At 73.1% G+C, this 17,827-nt stretch carries 16 protein-coding genes; 9 read left to right on the forward strand and 7 right to left on the reverse strand.

Annotation, left to right across the window (positions count from 1 at the left end; genetic code table 11):
* Positions 1 to 127: 127 nt before the first annotated feature.
* Positions 128 to 850 carry a VIT1/CCC1 transporter family protein gene (locus MTP10_RS16070; protein WP_310710113.1) on the forward strand — a complete coding sequence of 241 codons (723 nt, stop codon included), beginning with the start codon at positions 128 to 130 and terminating at the stop codon, positions 848 to 850.
* Positions 851 to 865: 15 nt separating this feature from the next.
* Here MTP10_RS16070 and MTP10_RS16075 read toward each other — a convergent pair whose 3' ends face one another.
* Positions 866 to 1,342, reverse strand: coding sequence for a hypothetical protein (locus MTP10_RS16075; RefSeq protein WP_310710115.1), 477 nt, complete (start codon positions 1,340 to 1,342; stop codon positions 866 to 868).
* A gap of 249 nt (positions 1,343 to 1,591) precedes the next feature.
* Between MTP10_RS16075 and MTP10_RS16080 the strand changes: the two genes are divergently transcribed.
* On the forward strand, positions 1,592 to 2,581 hold the full coding sequence (locus MTP10_RS16080) for an LLM class flavin-dependent oxidoreductase (RefSeq protein ID WP_310710117.1): 990 nt from the start codon (positions 1,592 to 1,594) through the stop codon (positions 2,579 to 2,581).
* Between the two features lie 56 nt (positions 2,582 to 2,637).
* Here the strand turns inward: MTP10_RS16080 and MTP10_RS16085 are convergent, their stop codons facing one another.
* The 6 genes from MTP10_RS16085 to MTP10_RS16110 form a co-directional block, all read right to left on the reverse strand.
* On the reverse strand, positions 2,638 to 2,991 hold the full coding sequence (locus tag MTP10_RS16085; protein WP_310710119.1) for a spore germination protein GerW family protein: 354 nt from the start codon (positions 2,989 to 2,991) through the stop codon (positions 2,638 to 2,640).
* Positions 2,992 to 2,995: 4 nt separating this feature from the next.
* Positions 2,996 to 5,110 carry an alpha-galactosidase gene (locus MTP10_RS16090; RefSeq protein WP_310710121.1) on the reverse strand — a complete coding sequence of 705 codons (2,115 nt, stop codon included), beginning with the start codon at positions 5,108 to 5,110 and terminating at the stop codon, positions 2,996 to 2,998.
* A gap of 41 nt (positions 5,111 to 5,151) precedes the next feature.
* Positions 5,152 to 6,783 (reverse strand): glucose-6-phosphate isomerase, encoded by a 1,632-nt coding sequence (gene pgi, locus MTP10_RS16095; protein WP_310710123.1) that lies wholly within the window; start codon positions 6,781 to 6,783, stop codon positions 5,152 to 5,154.
* 163 nt (positions 6,784 to 6,946) lie between these two features.
* Complete coding sequence (locus MTP10_RS16100) at positions 6,947 to 8,653, reverse strand: IlvD/Edd family dehydratase (protein ID WP_310710125.1); 1,707 nt, start codon at positions 8,651 to 8,653, stop codon at positions 6,947 to 6,949.
* A gap of 48 nt (positions 8,654 to 8,701) precedes the next feature.
* Positions 8,702 to 9,118 (reverse strand): ATP-binding protein, encoded by a 417-nt coding sequence (locus MTP10_RS16105; RefSeq protein ID WP_310710126.1) that lies wholly within the window; start codon positions 9,116 to 9,118, stop codon positions 8,702 to 8,704.
* A gap of 99 nt (positions 9,119 to 9,217) precedes the next feature.
* A complete protein-coding gene (locus MTP10_RS16110; protein ID WP_310710128.1) occupies positions 9,218 to 9,607 on the reverse strand; it encodes an ATP-binding protein in 390 nt (129 codons plus the stop codon).
* A 130-nt stretch (positions 9,608 to 9,737) separates the two neighbouring features.
* On the opposite strand from MTP10_RS16110, the gene MTP10_RS16115 reads away from it, so the two are divergent.
* The 7 genes from MTP10_RS16115 (at position 9,738) to MTP10_RS16145 (ending at position 17,827) form a co-directional block, all read left to right on the forward strand.
* On the forward strand, positions 9,738 to 12,041 hold the full coding sequence (locus MTP10_RS16115; RefSeq protein ID WP_310710130.1) for a phosphoketolase family protein: 2,304 nt from the start codon (positions 9,738 to 9,740) through the stop codon (positions 12,039 to 12,041).
* Positions 12,017 to 13,192, forward strand: a complete 1,176-nt coding sequence (locus MTP10_RS16120; RefSeq protein ID WP_310710131.1) for an acetate kinase — start codon at positions 12,017 to 12,019, stop codon at positions 13,190 to 13,192. Before MTP10_RS16115 ends, MTP10_RS16120 begins: the two co-directional genes overlap by 25 nt.
* Positions 13,193 to 13,280: 88 nt before the next feature.
* Positions 13,281 to 13,763: a cation:proton antiporter regulatory subunit gene (locus MTP10_RS16125; RefSeq protein WP_310710133.1), complete on the forward strand. Its 483-nt coding sequence runs from the start codon at positions 13,281 to 13,283 to the stop codon at positions 13,761 to 13,763.
* Positions 13,764 to 13,771: 8 nt separating this feature from the next.
* Positions 13,772 to 14,947: a cation:proton antiporter gene (locus tag MTP10_RS16130; RefSeq protein ID WP_310710134.1), complete on the forward strand. Its 1,176-nt coding sequence runs from the start codon at positions 13,772 to 13,774 to the stop codon at positions 14,945 to 14,947.
* Positions 14,948 to 15,367: 420 nt separating this feature from the next.
* Positions 15,368 to 16,795: an NAD(P)/FAD-dependent oxidoreductase gene (locus MTP10_RS16135; RefSeq protein ID WP_310710135.1), complete on the forward strand. Its 1,428-nt coding sequence runs from the start codon at positions 15,368 to 15,370 to the stop codon at positions 16,793 to 16,795.
* An 85-nt stretch (positions 16,796 to 16,880) separates the two neighbouring features.
* Positions 16,881 to 17,183, forward strand: coding sequence for a hypothetical protein (locus MTP10_RS16140; RefSeq protein ID WP_310710137.1), 303 nt, complete (start codon positions 16,881 to 16,883; stop codon positions 17,181 to 17,183).
* 200 nt (positions 17,184 to 17,383) lie between these two features.
* A complete protein-coding gene (locus MTP10_RS16145; protein WP_310710139.1) occupies positions 17,384 to 17,827 on the forward strand; it encodes a CBS domain-containing protein in 444 nt (147 codons plus the stop codon).

The following is a 17,827-nucleotide window of genomic DNA, read 5'->3' on the forward strand; positions in this document are numbered from 1 at the left end:
ATCAGGCGTTCGAGTCGCCTCCCGCTCTCCCGGTAACGCCGCAGGTCAGGCAAGCCTCCCCTTCGTTGCGGCTCCTCCGGAACTATGCCTAAATTTCAGGGAGATATAGGCATTTGGAGGCTTTTTCATGACCGTGGAGCTCGCGCAGCCGTACTCCCCCGAACAGCACCACACCCACCGTGACGTGACCGGCGGGTGGCTGCGGCCGGCCGTGTTCGGTGCCATGGACGGACTCGTCTCCAACTTCGCGTTGATCGCCGGTGTGGTCGGCGCCGCGGGCGCGGGCCGCGGGGCGGTGCTGGCCGGGTTCGCCGGGCTGGTGGCGGGCGCGTGCTCGATGGCCGCCGGCGAGTACACGTCCGTGAAGTCGCAGACCGAGCTGATGCGCGCCGAGATCGCCGTGGAGCGCCGCGAGCTGGCCCGCAACCCGGAGGGCGAGCAGGCCGAGCTGGCCGCCCTCTACCGGGCGCGCGGCCTGGACCCCGAGCTGGCACGCAAGGTCGCGGCGGGGCTGTCGGCCGACCCGGAGCAGGCGCTGCGCGTCCACGTGCGCGAGGAGCTGGGCGTGGACCCCGACGACCTGCCCTCGCCGCGGCTGGCCGCCGCGTCGTCGTTCGGGGCGTTCGCCGTGGGGGCGCTGGTGCCGCTGGCGCCGTTCCTGTTCGGGGCGTCGGGGCTGACGGTGGCGGTGGTGCTGAGCGTGCTGGCGCTGTTCGGGTTCGGCGCGGCGGTGGCGCGCATGACGGCCCGGCCGTGGTGGCTGGGCGGCCTGCGCCAGCTCGCCCTGGGCGTCGGCGCCGCGGCCGTGACCTTCGGCCTGGGCCATCTGCTGGGGGTCACGGTCGCTTAGCGGCGCCCTCGCCGGTCAGCCGCAGTTGGCGAAGCGTCCGCGCTTGGCCGAGGCGATCCCGTAGTCCCTGCGGGTGTCGGTGGTGTAGCCCTCGAAGTCGACGCACTGCTTCTTGCCGTACCCGATGGCGGCCGCGAAGTACTTGTACTTCTTCGCGGTCAGGGTGCCGGGGTCGCGGTAGGCGCCGCCGCCCTGGAGCTTGAGGATGGCCTGGGTGTAGGTGGGGGTGCCGGCGTAGGCCGTCTTGATCACCGTGACGCAGTTGGTCAGGTGGCTGTGGTTCCACATCAGGTAGACGTAGCCCCACACGGAGTTGCCGTTCTTCAGCGTCCGCTTGTTGTCCGAGACGTGGGTCCAGCCGCCGTACCCGGACTGCTTGGCGCAGGCCGCCTCCGGGGTGTAGCCCGCGGCCAGGGCGGGGGCGGGGTTGATGACGATCGTCCCGGCACCCAGCAGTGCAGCCAGACCGAGAGCCTTCATCGTCTTGCGCATCCGTTCAAACCCTTTCGAGACCGGCCGTGACAGCGGCCGTTACAGCGAGTCGGCATGATCGCCGGCCCGCCGGCCATGCTGCCACAAAGGGACCCGTGAGGGCATGGGACTTTCGCAGCCCGCCGCCGGCCGCGCCCGTACGCGACCTCCGCGAAATAAGCGCGCGCCCGCGGTGGTTGCACAGCGTGCGAGGAACCGGACCGCCGGCCCGCATACCACTGGTCGCCCGCGACGAAAGGCTTGACCCCCATGGCTCTTCCACTCTCGATCCTCGATCTCGCCTACATCGGCGACGGGGAGACGGCGCGCGACAGCCTGAACGCCAGCGTGGACCTGGCCCGGCACGCCGAGGAGTGGGGCTATCGGCGGATCTGGTACGCGGAGCACCACAACATGCCCTCCATCGCGTCCTCGGCGACCAGCGTCCTCATCGCCCACGTGGCCGCGCACACCCGGACGATCCGCCTCGGAGCGGGCGGTGTCATGCTGCCCAACCACGCCCCGCTGACCATCGCCGAGCAGTACGGGACCCTGGAGACCCTGCATCCCGGGCGCATCGATCTCGGCCTCGGCCGGGCGCCCGGCAGCGACCAGCAGACCATGCGGGCCCTGCGCCGCACCCCGATGTCCGCCGACGCCTTCCCGGAGGACGTCCTGGAGCTCCAGGGCTACCTGACGGGCCAGTCCCGCATCCCGGGCGTGGACGCGACGCCCGGGAAGGGCACCGACGTGCCGCTGTACATCCTCGGCTCCTCGCTGTTCGGGGCCACGCTCGCCGCCGCGCTGGGCCTCCCGTACGCCTTCGCCTCCCACTTCGCGCCCACCGCGCTGGAGGAGGCCGTCGCCGTGTACCGGCGCGAGTTCAAGCCGTCCGCGCAGCTGGCGCAGCCGTACGTCATCGCCGGCGTCAACGTCATCGCGGCCGACACCACCGAGGAGGCGCAGGAGCAGTTCCTGGCGGCCAGGCGCATGAGGGTCAGCCGGTTCCTCACCCCCGGCCGCACCCTGACGCCGGAGGAGGCCGACAGCATCCTCCTGTCCCCCGCCGGCCGGCAGATCGCGCAGATGACCACGTACTCGGCCGTCGGGAACCCCGCGGAGGTGGAGGAGTACCTCGCCGGCTTCGCCCGGCTCGCCCAGGCGGACGAGCTGATCGTCGTCTCCGCGGCGCCCGACCGGAAGGCGTGGCTCCGCTCCCTGGAGCTCCTGGCGGACGCCCACGGCCTGCTCCCCGCCTGAGAGTCACCGCTCCTCCCGTACGCCCTTGCGCGACGTGCGCAAGGAGCGGTGCGCGTCTAGCGGCGGCGGCGCTTCCTGAGGATGGAGCGGAGGGTGAGCAGGAGCACGACGGCGACGATCTGGCCGCCGAGCACGATGCGGTTGACGTCCACCGCGGGCTGCCAGCGCACGTCCCCGTCCTTGATCACGAAGGCGCCCGCGGGCGTGGCGGCGTAGCCGTAGCCGCCGCCGCTGCCCTCCTCCCCGTCCTTCCCTTCCCCTCCCCGGCGGCTGCCGCTGCCGCCGCCGCCTCCCCCGAAGACGCGGACGACCGGGACCACGGTGACGTCGCCCTGGCGCAGGGGCTCACCGAAGACCCGTTTCACGTTCGCCGCGTCGCGGGACTTCTCGATCAGCTGCATGATGTCCATCTCGTCATGATCTGCCCTCTACGCGCCGCAGCACCAGCATCTCGCTGCGATAGTCGGTCCCGGACAGTGACCAGGACGGCACGACCAGGCCGTGGTGCATGAGCGCGGCCCCGTGCCGGCGCACCCCCGCCTCGTCCTCGTACAGCGCCTCGGGGTCGAGCCCGGCCAGGCGCAGCCGCCGGGGCGGCCGCTCGTCCAGCGTGTACGGGTTGTAGGCGAACACCACCACCCGCTCCCCCAGCGTGTACTGCACGGCCGACGCGCTGGTGCCCGGCGATCCCGTCAGCCGGTGCAGCTCACCGTGCTGCACGACGGGACGCACGGCCTTGTACGCGGCGACGAGCTCCCGCGCCTCGGCCAGCTCCGCCTCGCTCCACCTGGCCAGGTCGCCGCCGATGCCGAGCGTGCCGGCCATGGCGACGTGGAAGCGGTAGCGCAGCGGCACCTCCCGCCCGGTGATCGGGTTGGGGCTGTCGGTGACCCAGCACGACATGGCGCTCGCCGGATACAGGTAGGAGAAGCCCTCCTGGATGGTCTGGCGGTGGCGGGCGTCGGTGTTGTCGGAGGTCCACACCTGGTCGGTGCGCCGCAGGATGCCGAAGTCGGCCCGGCCGCCGCCGCCCGAGCACGACTCGATCCGCAGGCCGGGGTGGCGGGCGCGCAGCTCGTCCATGACGGCGTAGACGCCGCGGGTGTGCTCGATCCACAGCAGGTCGCCGCCCTCGGCCCAGCCGGCCTGGCTGAAGCTGCGGTTCATGTCCCACTTGAGGTAGGCCAGGCCGTACTCGGCGACGAGCCCGTCCAGCCAGCCGAGCGCCCAGGCGCGCACGTCGTCGCGGGCGAAGTTGAGGACGAGCTGGTGGCGCATGGTGTCGCGGCGGCGGCCCGGGTAGTGCAGCGTCCAGCCGGGGTGCTCGCGGTAGAGGTCGCTGTCGGGGTTGACCATCTCGGGCTCCACCCAGAGCCCGGCCTGCATGCCCAGCTCGCGGACGCCGTCGAACAGCTTGCCCAGGCCCTGTGGGAAGCGGTCCGGGTTCGGCCACCAGTCGCCGAGGCCGCGCGTGTCGTCGGTGCGCGTGCCGAACCAGCCGTCGTCCACGACGAACAGCTCGACGCCCAGCTCGGCGGCCCGGCGGGCGAGGGCGAGCTGGCCGTCCTCGCTGACGTCGAAGCCGGTGGCCTCCCACGAGTTGTACAGGACGGGCCGCTCCTCGGCAGGAGTGGGCAGGACGTGCCCGCGCGCGTAGGCGTGCCAGGCGCGGCTGGCGGCGCCGTACCCGCCGGTGGTGTGCAGGCCGAGCACGGACGGCGTGCGCAGGGAGCCGCCCGGCGCGAGCGGCCAGGTGAGGCCCTCGTGGCCGAACCCGGCGGTGACGGCGAGGTCGCCCTCGGGGCGGCGCTGCGCGGTGAGCCGCCACGAGCCGCTCCACGCCAGCGCGACGCTCCACACCTCGCCGCCCGTCTCGGACGCGTCACCGATCATGATCCACGGGTTGGCCTTGTGCGAGGTCGTGCCGGTCCTGCTGGTGAACGTGGTCTCGCCGGGCGGCAGCTCGCCCCGGTGGAGCTGGGTCTCGCGGGCCCAGCCGCCGGCCACGCCGGCGTAGCCGAACCCGGCCTGCTCGGGCACCGCCCACGCCCCGGAGTCGAGCCGCTGGAGGTGGACGGGCTCGCCGGAGTCGTTGGCCACCTCGGTCCAGCGCTCGATCACGTCGGTGTCGTCGTGGACGCGCACGCGCAGGCCGACGCACAGCCCGTAGACCTGGTCGCGCAGCACCAGCTCCAGCTCGTCGGGGCCGTGCTGGACGGCCCGGTCGAAGGCCAGCTCGACGGAGCGGACGCCACCCGGGTAGACCGCCTGCAGCGACGGCACGCCCCAGCGGCGCCCCCCGTCGACGGGCAGCAGCTCCGCCGCGTCGGCGGGGTCGAGGAAGCCGGTGGCGATCCACGCCGGGACCGCGTCGGCGACCTCACCCAACGCGGCGCCGGGCAGCCTCGGCCCCCAGTAGTGCTGGACGACGCGGGTGTCGTCGCCGCTCTCGACGCCGAAGACATAGGCGGTGGCGGGGGTGAGGGCGGCCCAGGTGTGGTCGCGCCCGGGAACCGGGATGACAGGCATGAAAAGGATCCTCCGGTCACCCGGCCCGCCCCGTCAATCCGTCAGGCGCGGCGGCCCCTCAGCTCGCGGTAGCGGCGGACGAGCTGCGCGGTGGACGGGTCCGGCAGGCCGGTGGGCGGCTCCTCGCCGGTGAGGGCGGGCGCGAGGTCGAGCGCCATCTTCTTGCCCAGCTCGACGCCCCACTGGTCGAAGGAGTCGACCCCCCAGACGGTGCCCTCGACGAACACGATGTGCTCGTACAGGGCGACGAGCTGCCCCAGCGTGGACGGGGTGAGCTTCGGCGCGAGGATGGTGGAGGTGGGCCGGTTGCCGGGCATCACCTTGTGCGGCACGATCCCGGCCGCGGTGCCCTCGCCGGCGATCTCCTCGGCGGTCTTGCCGAACGCCAGCGCGGAGGTCTGCGCGAACAGGTTGGCCGAGAGCAGGTCGTGCATGCCCTCGCGGTCCTCGAACGGCTCGGCGAACCCGATGAAGTCGGCCGGGACGAGCCGCGTGCCCTGGTGGAGGAGCTGGTAGAAGGCGTGCTGGCCGTTGGTGCCCGGCTCGCCCCAGAAGATCTCGCCGGTGTCGGTGGAGACCGGCTCGCCGTCGGCGCGCACGGACTTGCCGTTGGACTCCATGGTGAGCTGCTGGAGGTAGGCGGGGAAGCGGTGCAGGCGCTGGCTGTACGGCAGGACGGCGCGGGTCTCGGCGCCGAAGAAGTCGGTGTACCACACCCCGAGCAGGCCGAGAAGGACCGGCATGTTGGCGTGGAACGGCGCGGTGCGGAAGTGCTCGTCGATCGTGTGGAAGCCGGCCAGCATCTCGCGGAAGCGCTCCGGCCCGATGGCGACCATCAGGGACAGGCCGATGGCGCCGTCGTAGGAGTAGCGGCCGCCGACCCAGTCCCAGAAGCCGAACATGTTGTCGGTGTCGATGCCGAACTCGGCGACCTTCGCGGCGTTGGTGGAGACCGCCACGAAGTGCTTGGCCACGGCCTCCTCGCCGAGCGCGCCGACCAGCCACTGGCGGGCGACCTTGGCGTTGGTGAGCGTCTCCAGCGTGGTGAACGTCTTGGAGCTGACCACGAACAGGGTGGTGGCCGGGTCGAGGCCGGCGAGGTTGCCGGTGATGTCGGCCGGGTCGATGTTGGAGACGAAGCGGGCCTCGATGCCGGCGTCGGCGTAGTCGCGCAGCGCCTCGTAGGCCATGGCGGGGCCGAGGTCGGAGCCGCCGATGCCGATGTTGACGACGGTGGTGATGGGCTGCCCGGTCGCGCCGCGCCACTCCTGGGAGCGGACCCGCTCGGCGAAGCCGCTCATCTTGTCCAGCACGGCGTGGACGTCGCCGACCACGTCCTGCCCGTCGACGGTCAGCTCGGCGCCGGCGGGCATGCGCAGCGCCACGTGGAGGACGGCGCGGTCCTCGCTGACGTTGATGTGCTCGCCGGAGAACATGGCGTCGATCCGCTCGCGCAACCCGGCCCGCTCGGCCAGCGCCACGAGCAGGTCGAGGGTCTCGCCGGTGGCGCGCTGCTTGGCGTAGTCGAGGAACAGGTCGCCGGCGGTCAGCGTCATCCGCTCCGCGCGCCCCGGGTCCTCCGCGAACAGCTCGCGCAGGTGCCTGCCGGCCAGCTCCTCGTGGTGCTTGCCCAGCGCCGCCCACTCCTGGCTGTGGGTGATGTCGCCGCTCACGTGTCCTCCTGCGTCGTTAAGGGTGCCGTCAATCCGATCACACGGTTCACATGGTTCCGTAACCCCGTACCCAGGCGAGCCGATTCCGCGCACGGCGCAGCCCACTCTTTGCCGCGGCCGGAACCGGCGCCGCGGGGAGGCGAGGGCGGGGAGGCGGGGGCGGTCAGTGGGAGTCGCGGCCCACCCGGTCTCCGCTCGACCCGGCGAGGAAGTCGAGGTCCACGCCCTGGTGGGCCTGGGTGACGTGGTCCACGTAGAGGCGCTCCCAGCCGCGTACGGGCCGGGCGTGGCCGGTCATGACGGGATCGCGGGCGGCCAGCTCGCCGTCGGGCAGGTCCACGTCGAGCCGCCTGGCCGCCACGTCGAGCACGACGGGGTCGCCGGTGCGGACCCGGGCCAGCGGCCCGCCGGCGGCGGCCTCGGGCGAGGCGTGCAGGACGACCGTGCCGTAGGCGGTGCCGCTCATGCGGGCGTCGCTGATCCGCACCATGTCGCGCACGCCCTTGGCGAGCAGCTTGGCGGGCAGCGGCAGGTTGCCGACCTCGGGCATGCCGGGGTAGCCCTTGGGGCCGCAGCCGCGCAGCACGAGGACGGAGGTCTCGTCCACGTCGAGGTCGGGCGAGTCGAGCCGGGCGCGCAGGTCCTCGACGCTGTCGAAGACGACGGCCCGGCCGCGGTGGCGCAGCAGCTCGGGCGAGGCGGCGGCGGGCTTGATGACGGCCCCGTCGGGGGCCAGGTTGCCGCGCAGCACGGCGATGCCCGCGTCGGCCAGCAGCGGGTCGGCGCGGCGCCGGATGACGGTCTCGTCCCAGATCTCGGCCTCGGCGAGGTACGCGGTGAGCGGCCGGCCGGTGACGGTGATCGCGCCCGGGTCGAGCAGGTCCTCGACCTCCCGGAGCAGGGCGAGCAGCCCGCCGGCGCGGAACAGGTCGTCCATGAGGTGGCGCCCGGCCGGCTGGAGGTCGGCCAGCAGGGGGACGCCGGCGCCGGTGCGGTCGAAGTCGTCGAGGTCGAGCGGCACGCCGAGGCGGCCGGCGATGGCCAGCAGGTGGATCACCGCGTTGGTGGAGCCGCCGATGGCGGCCAGCGTGACGATCGCGTTGAGGAACGAGCCGCGGGTCATCACCTGGCTGGGGCGGCGCTCCTGCCGGACGAGCTCGACGGCCAGCTCGCCCGCGGCGTGCGAGAGCTCCAGCAGCCGGCTGTCGGGGGCCGGGGTGCCGGCGGTGCCGGGCAGGGTCATGCCGAGAGCCTCGGCCATGCAGGCCATCGTGGAGGCGGTGCCCATGGTGTTGCAGTGGCCGCGGCTGCGGATCATGGACGACTCGGAGCGCAGGAACGCCTCGCGCGACAGCGTGCCGGCGCGCACCTCCTCGCTGAGCCGCCACACGTCGGTCCCGCAGCCGAGGGGTACGCCGCGGAAGTGGCCGGTCAGCATGGGGCCGCCGGGCACGACGAGGGCGGGCAGGTCGACCGAGGCGGCGGCCATGAGCAGCGACGGGATCGTCTTGTCGCACCCGCCGAGCAGGACCACGCCGTCGATCGGGTTGGCGCGCAGCATCTCCTCGGTGGCCATGGCGGCCAGGTTGCGCCACAGCATCGCGGTGGGGCGGACGTTGGTCTCGCCGAGGGAGACGACGGGCAGGTCGAGCGGGACGCCGCCGGCGGCCCACACGCCCTGCTGCACGCTCGCGGCCACCTCGTCGAGGTGGGAGTTGCAGGGGGTGAGGTCGGAGGCGGTGTTGGCGATCGCGATGTGCGGCCGGTCGCCGCCGAAGGCGGAGGAGGGCAGGCCACGGCGCATCCAGGCCCGGTGGATGTAGGAGTTCCGGTCGTCACCCGAGTACCACTGCGCGCTGCGGAGCCCCATGGCCGCAGCCTATCGCCCGGCCCTGTCGGGCGGCCCTGTCAGGCGGCCCTATCCGGTGGTCTTCATCACCATGTGGACGGTCGTCCCGGCGGGGCCGGTGGCGAAGGCGGCGCCGTCGGTCAGGCGGCGGATCAGCCAGATGCCGCGCCCGCCCACCTGGGAGGGGGCGGGCAGCCCGGTGTCCTCCAGGTACGACGCCGGGATGCCGGGACCGAAGTCGCGGATCTCGCACAGCAGCCGTTCACCGTCGTGCCACAGGCGCAGCCTGCCGCGCCCGCCGGCGTGGGTGACGACGTTGACCAGGCACTCGTTGACCGCCATGACGAAGTCGACGAGGCGGGTGGAGATGAGCCCGTTCTCGCCCGCGACCCGTTGTGTCTCGGCGCGCGTGCCGGTCAGGGTGTCCTGCTCGAAGAACGTGTCGAGCAGCGGAGGCGGGTCCGCCTCACCGCGTTCGGAGTTCACGGGGTCGCCTGCCTGAGGTGGTCGGCCTGCCGGTGGACGGCCGGTCCGGGGTGGACGGCCGGTCGGAGGGTGGTGGCGTGCGTGGACGGGCGCGTGCCGTCAGGACGCGTCGTGCCGCCGGTCGCCCAGCGACATCGCGATGCGCACGGCGGTGCCGTCCGGGCCGGTCGTGATGGTGACGTCATCGGCCAGACGCCGCATGAGCCAGATGCCCCAGCCGCCCGCCGAGGTCATGGGCGGCGGATCCACCTTGTCCAGTGTCCGCTCCGCTATCCCGGCTCCGTGGTCGCGGATCTCGCACACCATGTCGTCGCCGTCTCTCCACAGCCGCAGCACCCCCCTTCCCTCGCCGTAGGCGATCGCGTTGACGACCGCCTCGTTGGTGGCCAGCACGAGGTCCACGGCGCGCTCCTCCGCCAGGCCGTGTGCCTGCGCGAAGCGCTCCACCGCGCCGCGTGCCCCCGCTACGTCCGCCTCGGTGAATGCCATGACGAACGCGTGTGTTCTCGATGACCGGATGTCCATGACGCCTCACTCAGCCGGTTGACTCGTCTCCTGCCACAGGAGAGCCGTTCTAATCAAGGCGGTTGAGCCGTCCGTATGAAGGAACCATCATGGGATGGACGATATCGACGCGTACTGGCGGGCGGCGAACTATCTGTCCGTCGGGCAGATCTATTTGCTGGACAACCCCCTCCTGACGGAGCCGCTGCGGCCCGAGCACGTGAAGCCGCGCCTGCTGGGCCACTGGGGGACCACGCCCGGACTCAACTTCTGCTTCGCCCATCTCAACAGGATCATCAGGCTCCGCGACCAGGACATGATCTATGTCGCGGGGCCCGGCCACGGCGGGCCGGCGGCGGTGGCGCACGCCTGGCTGGAGGGCTCCTACACGGAGCGCTACCCCGACATCGGCCAGGACGCGGAGGGCATGCGGCGGCTGTTCCGCCAGTTCTCCTTCCCCGGCGGGATCCCCAGCCACGTGGCGCCGGAGACGCCCGGCTCCATCCACGAGGGCGGCGAGCTGGGCTACAGCCTGGCGCACGCCTACGGCGCGGCCTTCGACAACCCGGACCTGGTGGTGGCCTGCGTCATCGGCGACGGGGAGGCGGAGACCGGGCCGCTCGCGGCGAGCTGGCACTCCAACAAGCTGCTCGACCGGCGCAAGGACGGTACGGTCCTGCCGATCCTGCACCTCAACGGCTACAAGATCGCCAACCCGACGGTCCTGGCCCGCATCCCCGAGCAGGAGCTGCTCCAGCTCATGCGCGGCTACGGCTACCGGCCGCACGTGGTGGGCCCGGACCACCAGGAGATGGCCGGCACCCTGGACACGGTGTTCGACGAGATCGCCGCGTACCGGGCGGGCGACGCGGAGCGGATGCCCATGATCGTGCTGCGCACCCCCAAGGGGTGGACCGGCCCGCGCGAGGTGGACGGCCTGCCGGTGGAGGGCACGTGGCGCGCGCACCAGGTGCCGCTGGCCGGCGTGCGGGACAACGCCGAGCATCTGGCCATGCTGGAGACCTGGATGCGCTCCTACCGGCCCGAGGAGCTGTTCACGCCGGAGGGCCGGCCGGTGCCCGAGGTCACCGGGACCGTGCCCGGCGGGCCGCGCCGGATGAGCGCGAACCCGCACACCAACGGCGGCGAGCTGCTGGCGCCGCTGCGGCTGCCGGACTTCCGCGAGCACGCCGTCGAGGTCAAGTCGCCGGCCGCCTCGATCAACGAGCCGACCCGCGTCTTCGGCGGGCTGCTGCGCGACATCATCGCGGCCAACCCGACGACGTTCCGGCTGATGGGGCCGGACGAGACCGCCTCCAACCGGCTGTCGAACGTCTTCGAGGTCACCGACCGGGCCTGGAACGCCGAGCTGAAGCCCACCGACGAGAACCTGGCGCCCGGCGGGCGGGTCATGGAGATCCTTTCGGAGCACCTGTGCCAGGGCTGGCTGGAGGGCTACCTGCTGACCGGCCGGCACGGGCTGTTCAACTGCTACGAGGCGTTCATCCACATCATCGACGCCATGTTCAACCAGCACGCCAAGTGGCTGGAGTCGTCCAAGAAGATCCCGTGGCGGCGGCCCGTGGCCTCGCTGACGTACCTGCTGTCGTCACACGTGTGGCGGCAGGACCACAACGGCTTCAGCCACCAGGACCCGGGCTTCCTCGACGTGGTGGTCAACAAGAAGCCGGCGGTGGTGCGGGTCTACCTGCCGCCGGACGCGAACACGCTGCTGTCGGTCGGCGACCACTGCCTGCGCTCGCGCGACTACGTCAACGTCATCGTGGCCGGCAAGCAGCCGGTCCTGGACCTGTTCACGATCGACGAGGCGATCGCCCACTGCACCCGCGGCCTCGGCATCCTGCCGTGGGCGAGCACCGACGAGGGCGCCGAGCCGGACGTGGTGCTGGCCTGCGCGGGCGACGTGCCCACCCTGGAGACGCTGGCCGCCGCGGCGATGCTGCGCGAGCACCTGCCGCAGCTGAAGGTGCGCGTGATCAACGTCGTGGATCTCATGCGCCTGCAGCCGCGCAGCGAGCACCCGCACGGCATGCCGGACGCCGAGTACGACGCGCTGTTCACCCCGGACAAGCCGGTGATCTTCAACTTCCACGGGTACCCGCAGCTCATCCACCGGCTGACCTACCGCCGCAGCGGTCACGACCACCTGCACGTGCGCGGCTACAAGGAGGAGGGCACCACCACGACGCCGTTCGACATGGCGATGCTCAACGACATCGACCGCTTCCACCTCGTCATGGACGTCATCGACCGGGTGCCGGGCCTCGGCACCACGCAGGCGCACCTGCGCCAGCGCATGTCGGACGCCCGGCTGCAGGCCCGCGCGTACACGCGGACGCACGGCGAGGACGCTCCCGAGATCAGCGGGTGGACATGGCCGCACGCATTCTCGTCCTGAACACCGGCTCCTCCTCCATCAAGTACGAGCTCATCGACGTGGAGTCCCGCGAGCGGGCGGCGCGCGGCCTGGTCGAGCGGATCGGCGAGGAGGAGGGGCGGCTCACCCACCACGCGGGCGGCGCGGAGAGCCGGCCGTACGAGTGCGAGCGGCGCTTCCCCGGGCACGCCGAGGGGCTGGCGGCGGTGCTGGAGGCGTTCGACAAGGCCGGGCCGGAGCTCGACCCGGTCGCGGTCGGGCACCGGGTCGTGCACGGCGGGACCCGCTTTCGCGAGGCGGTGCTCGTCGACGACGAGGTGATCGCGGCCATCGAGGAGCTGGCGCCGCTCGCCCCGCTGCACAACCCGGTGAACCTGGCCGGCGTGCGCGTGGCGCGCGAGGCCTTCCCGGGCGTGCCGCAGGTCGCCGTGTTCGACACCGCCTTCCACCAGACGCTGCCACCGGAGGCGTACACGTACGCGGTGCCGCGGGAGTGGGAGGTGCGGCGGTTCGGCTTCCACGGGACCTCGTGCGCGTACGTGTCGGGGCGGGCCGCGGAGCTGCTGGGCCGTTCCCCGGAGGAGACGAACCTGATCGTGCTGCACCTCGGCAACGGCGCGAGCGCCACCGCGATCGAGGGCGGCCGCAGCGTGGACACCTCCATGGGGCTGACGCCGCTGGAGGGCCTGGTCATGGGCACCCGCTCCGGCGACGTGGACCCGGCGCTGCTCGGCTACCTCAAGCGGGCGCGGGGCCTGGACGTGGAGCCGGCCGAGGAGGCGCTGAGCCGTGCGGGCGGGCTGCTCGCCCTGGCCGGGTCGGGCGACATGCGCGAGGTGCGGCGGCGCGCCGCCGGCGGCGACGCCCGCGCCCGGCTGGCCCTGGACGTCTACACGCGGCGGATCCGCAAGTACGTCGGCGCCTACTGCGCGGTGCTCGGCCGGGTGGACGCCGTCGTGTTCACCGGCGGCGTCGGCGAGCACGACGCGGCCACGCGGGCCGAGGCGCTGGCCGGGCTGGACCGGTTCGGCCTGGCCGTGGACGCGGAGCGGAACGCGGCGGACGCCTCCGGGGAGCGGCCCGTGTCTCCGGAGGGGGCGCGGACGGCGGTGCTGGTCGTGCCGACGGACGAGGAGTGGGAGATCGCCCGCCAGACGCTCGCCCTCATCTGACCCCGCCTCCTGATTCGCACAACAGGCCCATATGCCGCCAAATGGTACGGTTTGCGGGTCATCAGCGGATCGGGCGAGCGGGGAGACGGTGGAGGTCGAGCAGACTGCGCTGCCGGGCATCGGGCTACGGCACGAGTTCACGACGCAGAGCGGCAGACGGGTGGCGGTGATCTCCCACCGGACCGGGCGCCGTGACCTGGTCATCTACGACAAGGGCGACCCCGACCGCGCCTGCGAGACGGTCAAGCTGAACGACGAGGAGGCCGAGGCGCTCGTCGAGCTGCTCGGCGCGCCCCGCATCGTGCAGCGGCTCAACCAGCTCCACCAGCAGGTCGAGGGCCTGGTCAGCCTCCAGCTGCCCATCCCGCCCGGCTCGCCGTACACCGGGCGGCCCATGGGCGACGCGCGCGTGCGGACCCGCACCAACGCCTCCATCGTCGCGGTGGTGCGCGGGCCCCAGGTCTTCACCAGTCCCGGACCGGACTTCGTCTTCGCCGAGAACGACATCGTCGTCGTCGTGGGCGGCGCGGACAGCACCGCCGAGGTGGCCGACATCCTGGCGCACGGGTAGGGCCCTGGGTGCACGACACTGCAATTCTGCTGGTCGAAGTCGGTGCGGTCATTCTGGGCCTCGGCGTGCTCGGCGCCCTCGCCCTACGGGCCGGAATCTCCCCGATCCCCCTCTATCTGATCGCCGGGCTGGCCTTCGGCACCGGCGGCGTGCTGCCCCTGGCCACGAGCGAGGAGTTCATCTCCGCCGGAGCCGAGCTGGGCGTCGTCCTGCTGCTGCTCACGCTCGGCCTGGAGTACAACGCCGGCGAGCTGGTCACCAGCCTCAAGAGCAACGCCCGGGCCGGGCTCGTCGACCTGGTCGCCAACGCCGCTCCCGGCGCCATCTGCGCGCTGCTGCTCGGCTGGGGGCCGGTGGCGGCGGTCGCGATGGCCGGCGTCACCTACGCCACCTCCTCCGGCATCACCGCCAAGGTCCTGTCCGACCTGGGGTGGATCGGTAACCGGGAGACGCCGACGGTGCTGTCGCTGCTGGTGTTCGAGGACCTGACGATGGCCCTCTACCTGCCGGTGCTGACGGCCCTGCTGGCCGGGCTGAGCCTGGTGAGCGGCGCCGTCACCGTGGCCGTCGCGCTGGCCACGGTCAGCGTGGTGCTGCTGGTCGCGCTGCGCTACGGCCGCTTCATCGAGGCGTTCGTCTCCAGCCCCAACTCCGAGGTGCTGCTGCTCAAGGTCGTCGGGCTCGCGCTGCTCGTGGCCGGGCTGGCCCAGCAGCTCCAGGTGTCGGCGGCCGTCGGCGCGTTCCTCGTGGGCATCGCCCTGTCCGGGCAGCTCGCCCACGACGCGCGGGCGCTGCTGGAGCCGCTGCGCGACCTGTTCGCCGCGGTGTTCTTCGTCTTCTTCGGCCTCCAGACCGACCCGGCGAAGATCCTGCCCGTGGCGGGCCTGGCGGCCCTGCTGGCCGTGATCAGCATGGCCACCAAGCTGCTGACGGGCATGTACGCGGCCCGCCGGGCCGGCATCGCCCGCGCCGGCCAGGCCCGCGCCGGCATCGCGCTCATCCCCCGGGGCGAGTTCAACATCGTGATCGCCGGGCTCGCCGTGGCGGCCGGAGTCCACCCGGACCTCGGCCCGCTGGCCGCGGCGTACGTGCTGATCCTGGCGGCCTTCGGGCCGCTGGCGGCCAAGCTCGTGCAGCCGCTGATCGACTCCCTGACCCGCCGGGCCGCCGGCGAGACGGGCTGACACACCTCACCGCGAGAACTGTCGGGGGCGGTCGCTAGCCTACCGGCCATGGCCGAACGCGCGTCTTCCGCGACGTCCGCTTCAACGTGTCGCTGCACGAGGACGCCCTGTTCGCGGGCTGCGCGTTCGTCCGCTGCTCCTTCTTCGACGCCACGTTCGGGGCTGCAAGCTGACCGGCGGCAGGTTCGACGGCTGCTCGTACGGGCTGCTCAAGGCCGAGGGCGGGGACTGGTCCTTGATCGACCCGCTCACGGCCGAGCTCGACAAGGCGATCATCGACGCCCACCAGGCGACGGTGGTCGCCGCCGCGCTCGGCCTCGACGTGCGCTGACGGCCCCACCGGCCATGTGGAGCGGGCGCCGCCCCGGCTTCGCCCGGGAGCGGCACCTTCTGAAAGGCTGGTGCCGGTACGCCGGTGAGATGTGGGAGGCAGACGTGGGCGACGAGTTCGACGTGATCGTGATCGGCGGCGGTCCCGCCGGGGAGAACGTGGCGGCGCGGGCCGTGCGGGGCGGGCTCACCGCCGCTGTCGTGGAGAACCGCCTGCTGGGCGGCGAATGCTCCTACTGGGCGTGCATCCCCAGCAAGGCGCTGCTGCGCCCCGTGGAGCTGGCGGCCGAGGTGGCCCGCGTGCCCGGCCTGACACTGGGCCCCATCGACGCCGGCAAGGTGCTGGCCCGGCGCGACGAGGCGGTGGCGCACTACGACGACTCCGGCCAGGTGGACTGGCTGAACGGGGTGCCGGCCACGATGGTGCGCGGCACGGGCCGGCTCGACGGCCCGCGCCGGGTCCGCGTCACCGAGCCCGACGGCTCCGAGCGCACGCTGACCGCGCGGCACGCGGTGGTGCTCGCCACGGGCAGCACCCCGGCCGTTCCGCCGGTGCCCGGTCTGCGCGAGGCCGCCCCCTGGACCAGCCACGAGGTGACCGCGGCCGCCTCCGTGCCCGAGCGGCTGGCCGTCATCGGGGGCGGCGTGGTCGCCTGCGAGATGGCGCAGGCCATGCACGGCCTCGGCGCGCGGCAGACGACGGTCCTCGTGCGCGGCGACCGGCTGCTGCCCCGGATGGAGCCGTTCGCCGGCGAGCTGCTGGCGGCCTCGTTCGCCGACGCGGGGATCGACGTGCGCTTCCACACCGACGCCGTCGCGGTGGAGCGGCCCGAGCCGGGCGGCAAGGTCACCGTCCGCCTGCCCGACGGGCCGCCGGTGGAGGCCGACGAGCTGCTCGTGGCGACCGGCCGGAAGCCCGCCACGTCCGAGGTCGGCCTGGAGACCGTCGGGCTGACGCCGGGCCGCTACGTCGAGGTCGACGACAGCATGCGCGCCACCGGCGCCGACGGCGGCTGGCTGTACGCGGTCGGCGACGTCAACGGGCGGGCCCTGCTCACCCACATGGGCAAGTACCAGGCGCGGGTGTGCGGCGACGTCATCGCGGCGCGGGCCAAGGGCGAGCCCGACGACCTGCCGGCGCTGCGCGACACGGCCGACGGTCAGGGCGCGCCGCAGGTGGTCTTCACCGACCCGCAGCTCTGCTCGGTGGGCCGCACCGAGCAGGCCGCGCGGGAGGCGGGGTTCCGGGTCCGGGCCGTGGAGTACGACATGGGCGCGGTGTCGGGCGCCTACCTGCTCGGCGACGGCTACCGGGGACGCGCCAAGGCCGTCGTGGACGAGGACCGGCGGGTGCTGCTCGGGGTGACGTTCGCCGGTCCGGGGGCGGCCGAGCTGCTGCACGGCGCGACGATCGCGGTCACGGGCGAGGTGCCGCTGGAGCGGCTGTGGCACGCCGTCCCGTCGTTCCCGACGGTCAGTGAGATCTGGCTGCGCCTGCTGGAGACGTACGGCCTCTGACCGGGGCGCCGCGGCAGGTGCGGGCGGCTGTGTGCGTGCCGGGGACACCAGGCATGGACCGGTCCGGCGCGGGAAGATGATCGTCGTGAGCTTCGCACCCCTCGACGCCACCGTCCTGGAGAGCCGGGTACGCCACCGGCTCTCGGAGGCGGGGTTCACCGTGGAGCGTCCCGAAGCCGACGGCGACGGCGGCCTCCGCGTCTGGCACGATCCGGGCCGTGGCGTGGTCGTCTCGTGGGAGCCGGACGCCGCGCCCGGCGAGGAGCACGCGGCCCGCTACCGCCTGATCCGGGGCGCGGTACGGCTCGCGTTACGCACGCTGCTCGCCGACGACGGCTGCCACGTGCGCGAGGACGGAAGCCAGATGGTCGTCACCTTCCGCCCCTGATCGTCCGCTCCGAGGTGGGAAGCCGGTGCTGACCGGCTGCGCGCCGCTCGGCGGAGCGGCCTGCGGCCGGCTCGTGTCGCCGGACCGGGCCGTGGGCCGGGGCCGCCGGGCGGCGGACCCGCCGGAGGCGATAGGTTGATCCACGGTGTGCCGGGAAGGCTGGTCGGCGGTCCTGTCGTCGTGCCCCGGGAGTGCCGTTCATGCGTGCCAGCGATCTCGTCGCCGACTTCCCCACCGTGGGTCTCGACACCCCGGTGGCCGACGCCGCCCGCCTGCTGGCCGAGCAGGACCTGCCGGGTCTGATCGTGGTGGACGAGCGCGGGCTGCCGGCCGGCATCCTGCCGGGTACCCAGGTGCTGCGTCTGGCCGTGCCGGGCTACTGCCTGGAGGATCCCGCGCTGGCGCGCGTCGTCGACGAGGCGCACGCCGACCTGTTCATGCGCTCCATCGCGGGGCGTACGGTGCGCGAGGCGCTGCCGCCCCGGCCACGCGAGCTGCCCGTGGCCGATCCCGACGCCACGGTGCTGGAGCTGGCCGCGCTCATGGCGCGCACGCACAGTCCGCTCGTGGCCGTGGTGGACGGGAGCGGGCTGCGCGGGGCCGTGACGCTCCAGGCGCTGGTGGACCGGCTGGTCGAGCAGTGA

Origin of the sequence: Nonomuraea sp. 3-1Str (genome assembly GCF_031570565.1) — a bacterium.
Taxonomy (GTDB): Bacteria; Actinomycetota; Actinomycetes; order Streptosporangiales; family Streptosporangiaceae; genus Nonomuraea.

Bases quoted from the DNA above. Each gene is read 5' to 3' on its own strand.
- MTP10_RS16145 (WP_310710139.1), top strand. From the start codon at position 17,384: ATGCGTGCCAGCGATCTCGTCGCCGACTTCCCCACCGTGGGTCTCGAC.
- MTP10_RS16080 (WP_310710117.1), top strand. From the start codon at position 1,592: ATGGCTCTTCCACTCTCGATCCTCGATCTCGCCTACATCGGCGACGGG.
- MTP10_RS16135 (WP_310710135.1), top strand. From the start codon at position 15,368: ATGTGGGAGGCAGACGTGGGCGACGAGTTCGACGTGATCGTGATCGGC.
- MTP10_RS16090 (WP_310710121.1), bottom strand. From the start codon at position 5,110: ATGCCTGTCATCCCGGTTCCCGGGCGCGACCACACCTGGGCCGCCCTC.
- MTP10_RS16070 (WP_310710113.1), top strand. From the start codon at position 128: ATGACCGTGGAGCTCGCGCAGCCGTACTCCCCCGAACAGCACCACACC.
- MTP10_RS16100 (WP_310710125.1), bottom strand. From the start codon at position 8,653: ATGGGGCTCCGCAGCGCGCAGTGGTACTCGGGTGACGACCGGAACTCC.
- MTP10_RS16115 (WP_310710130.1), top strand. From the start codon at position 9,738: ATGGACGATATCGACGCGTACTGGCGGGCGGCGAACTATCTGTCCGTC.
- MTP10_RS16120 (WP_310710131.1), top strand. From the start codon at position 12,017: ATGGCCGCACGCATTCTCGTCCTGAACACCGGCTCCTCCTCCATCAAG.
- MTP10_RS16110 (WP_310710128.1), bottom strand. From the start codon at position 9,607: ATGGCATTCACCGAGGCGGACGTAGCGGGGGCACGCGGCGCGGTGGAG.
- MTP10_RS16075 (WP_310710115.1), bottom strand. From the start codon at position 1,342: ATGCGCAAGACGATGAAGGCTCTCGGTCTGGCTGCACTGCTGGGTGCC.
- MTP10_RS16085 (WP_310710119.1), bottom strand. From the start codon at position 2,991: ATGGACATCATGCAGCTGATCGAGAAGTCCCGCGACGCGGCGAACGTG.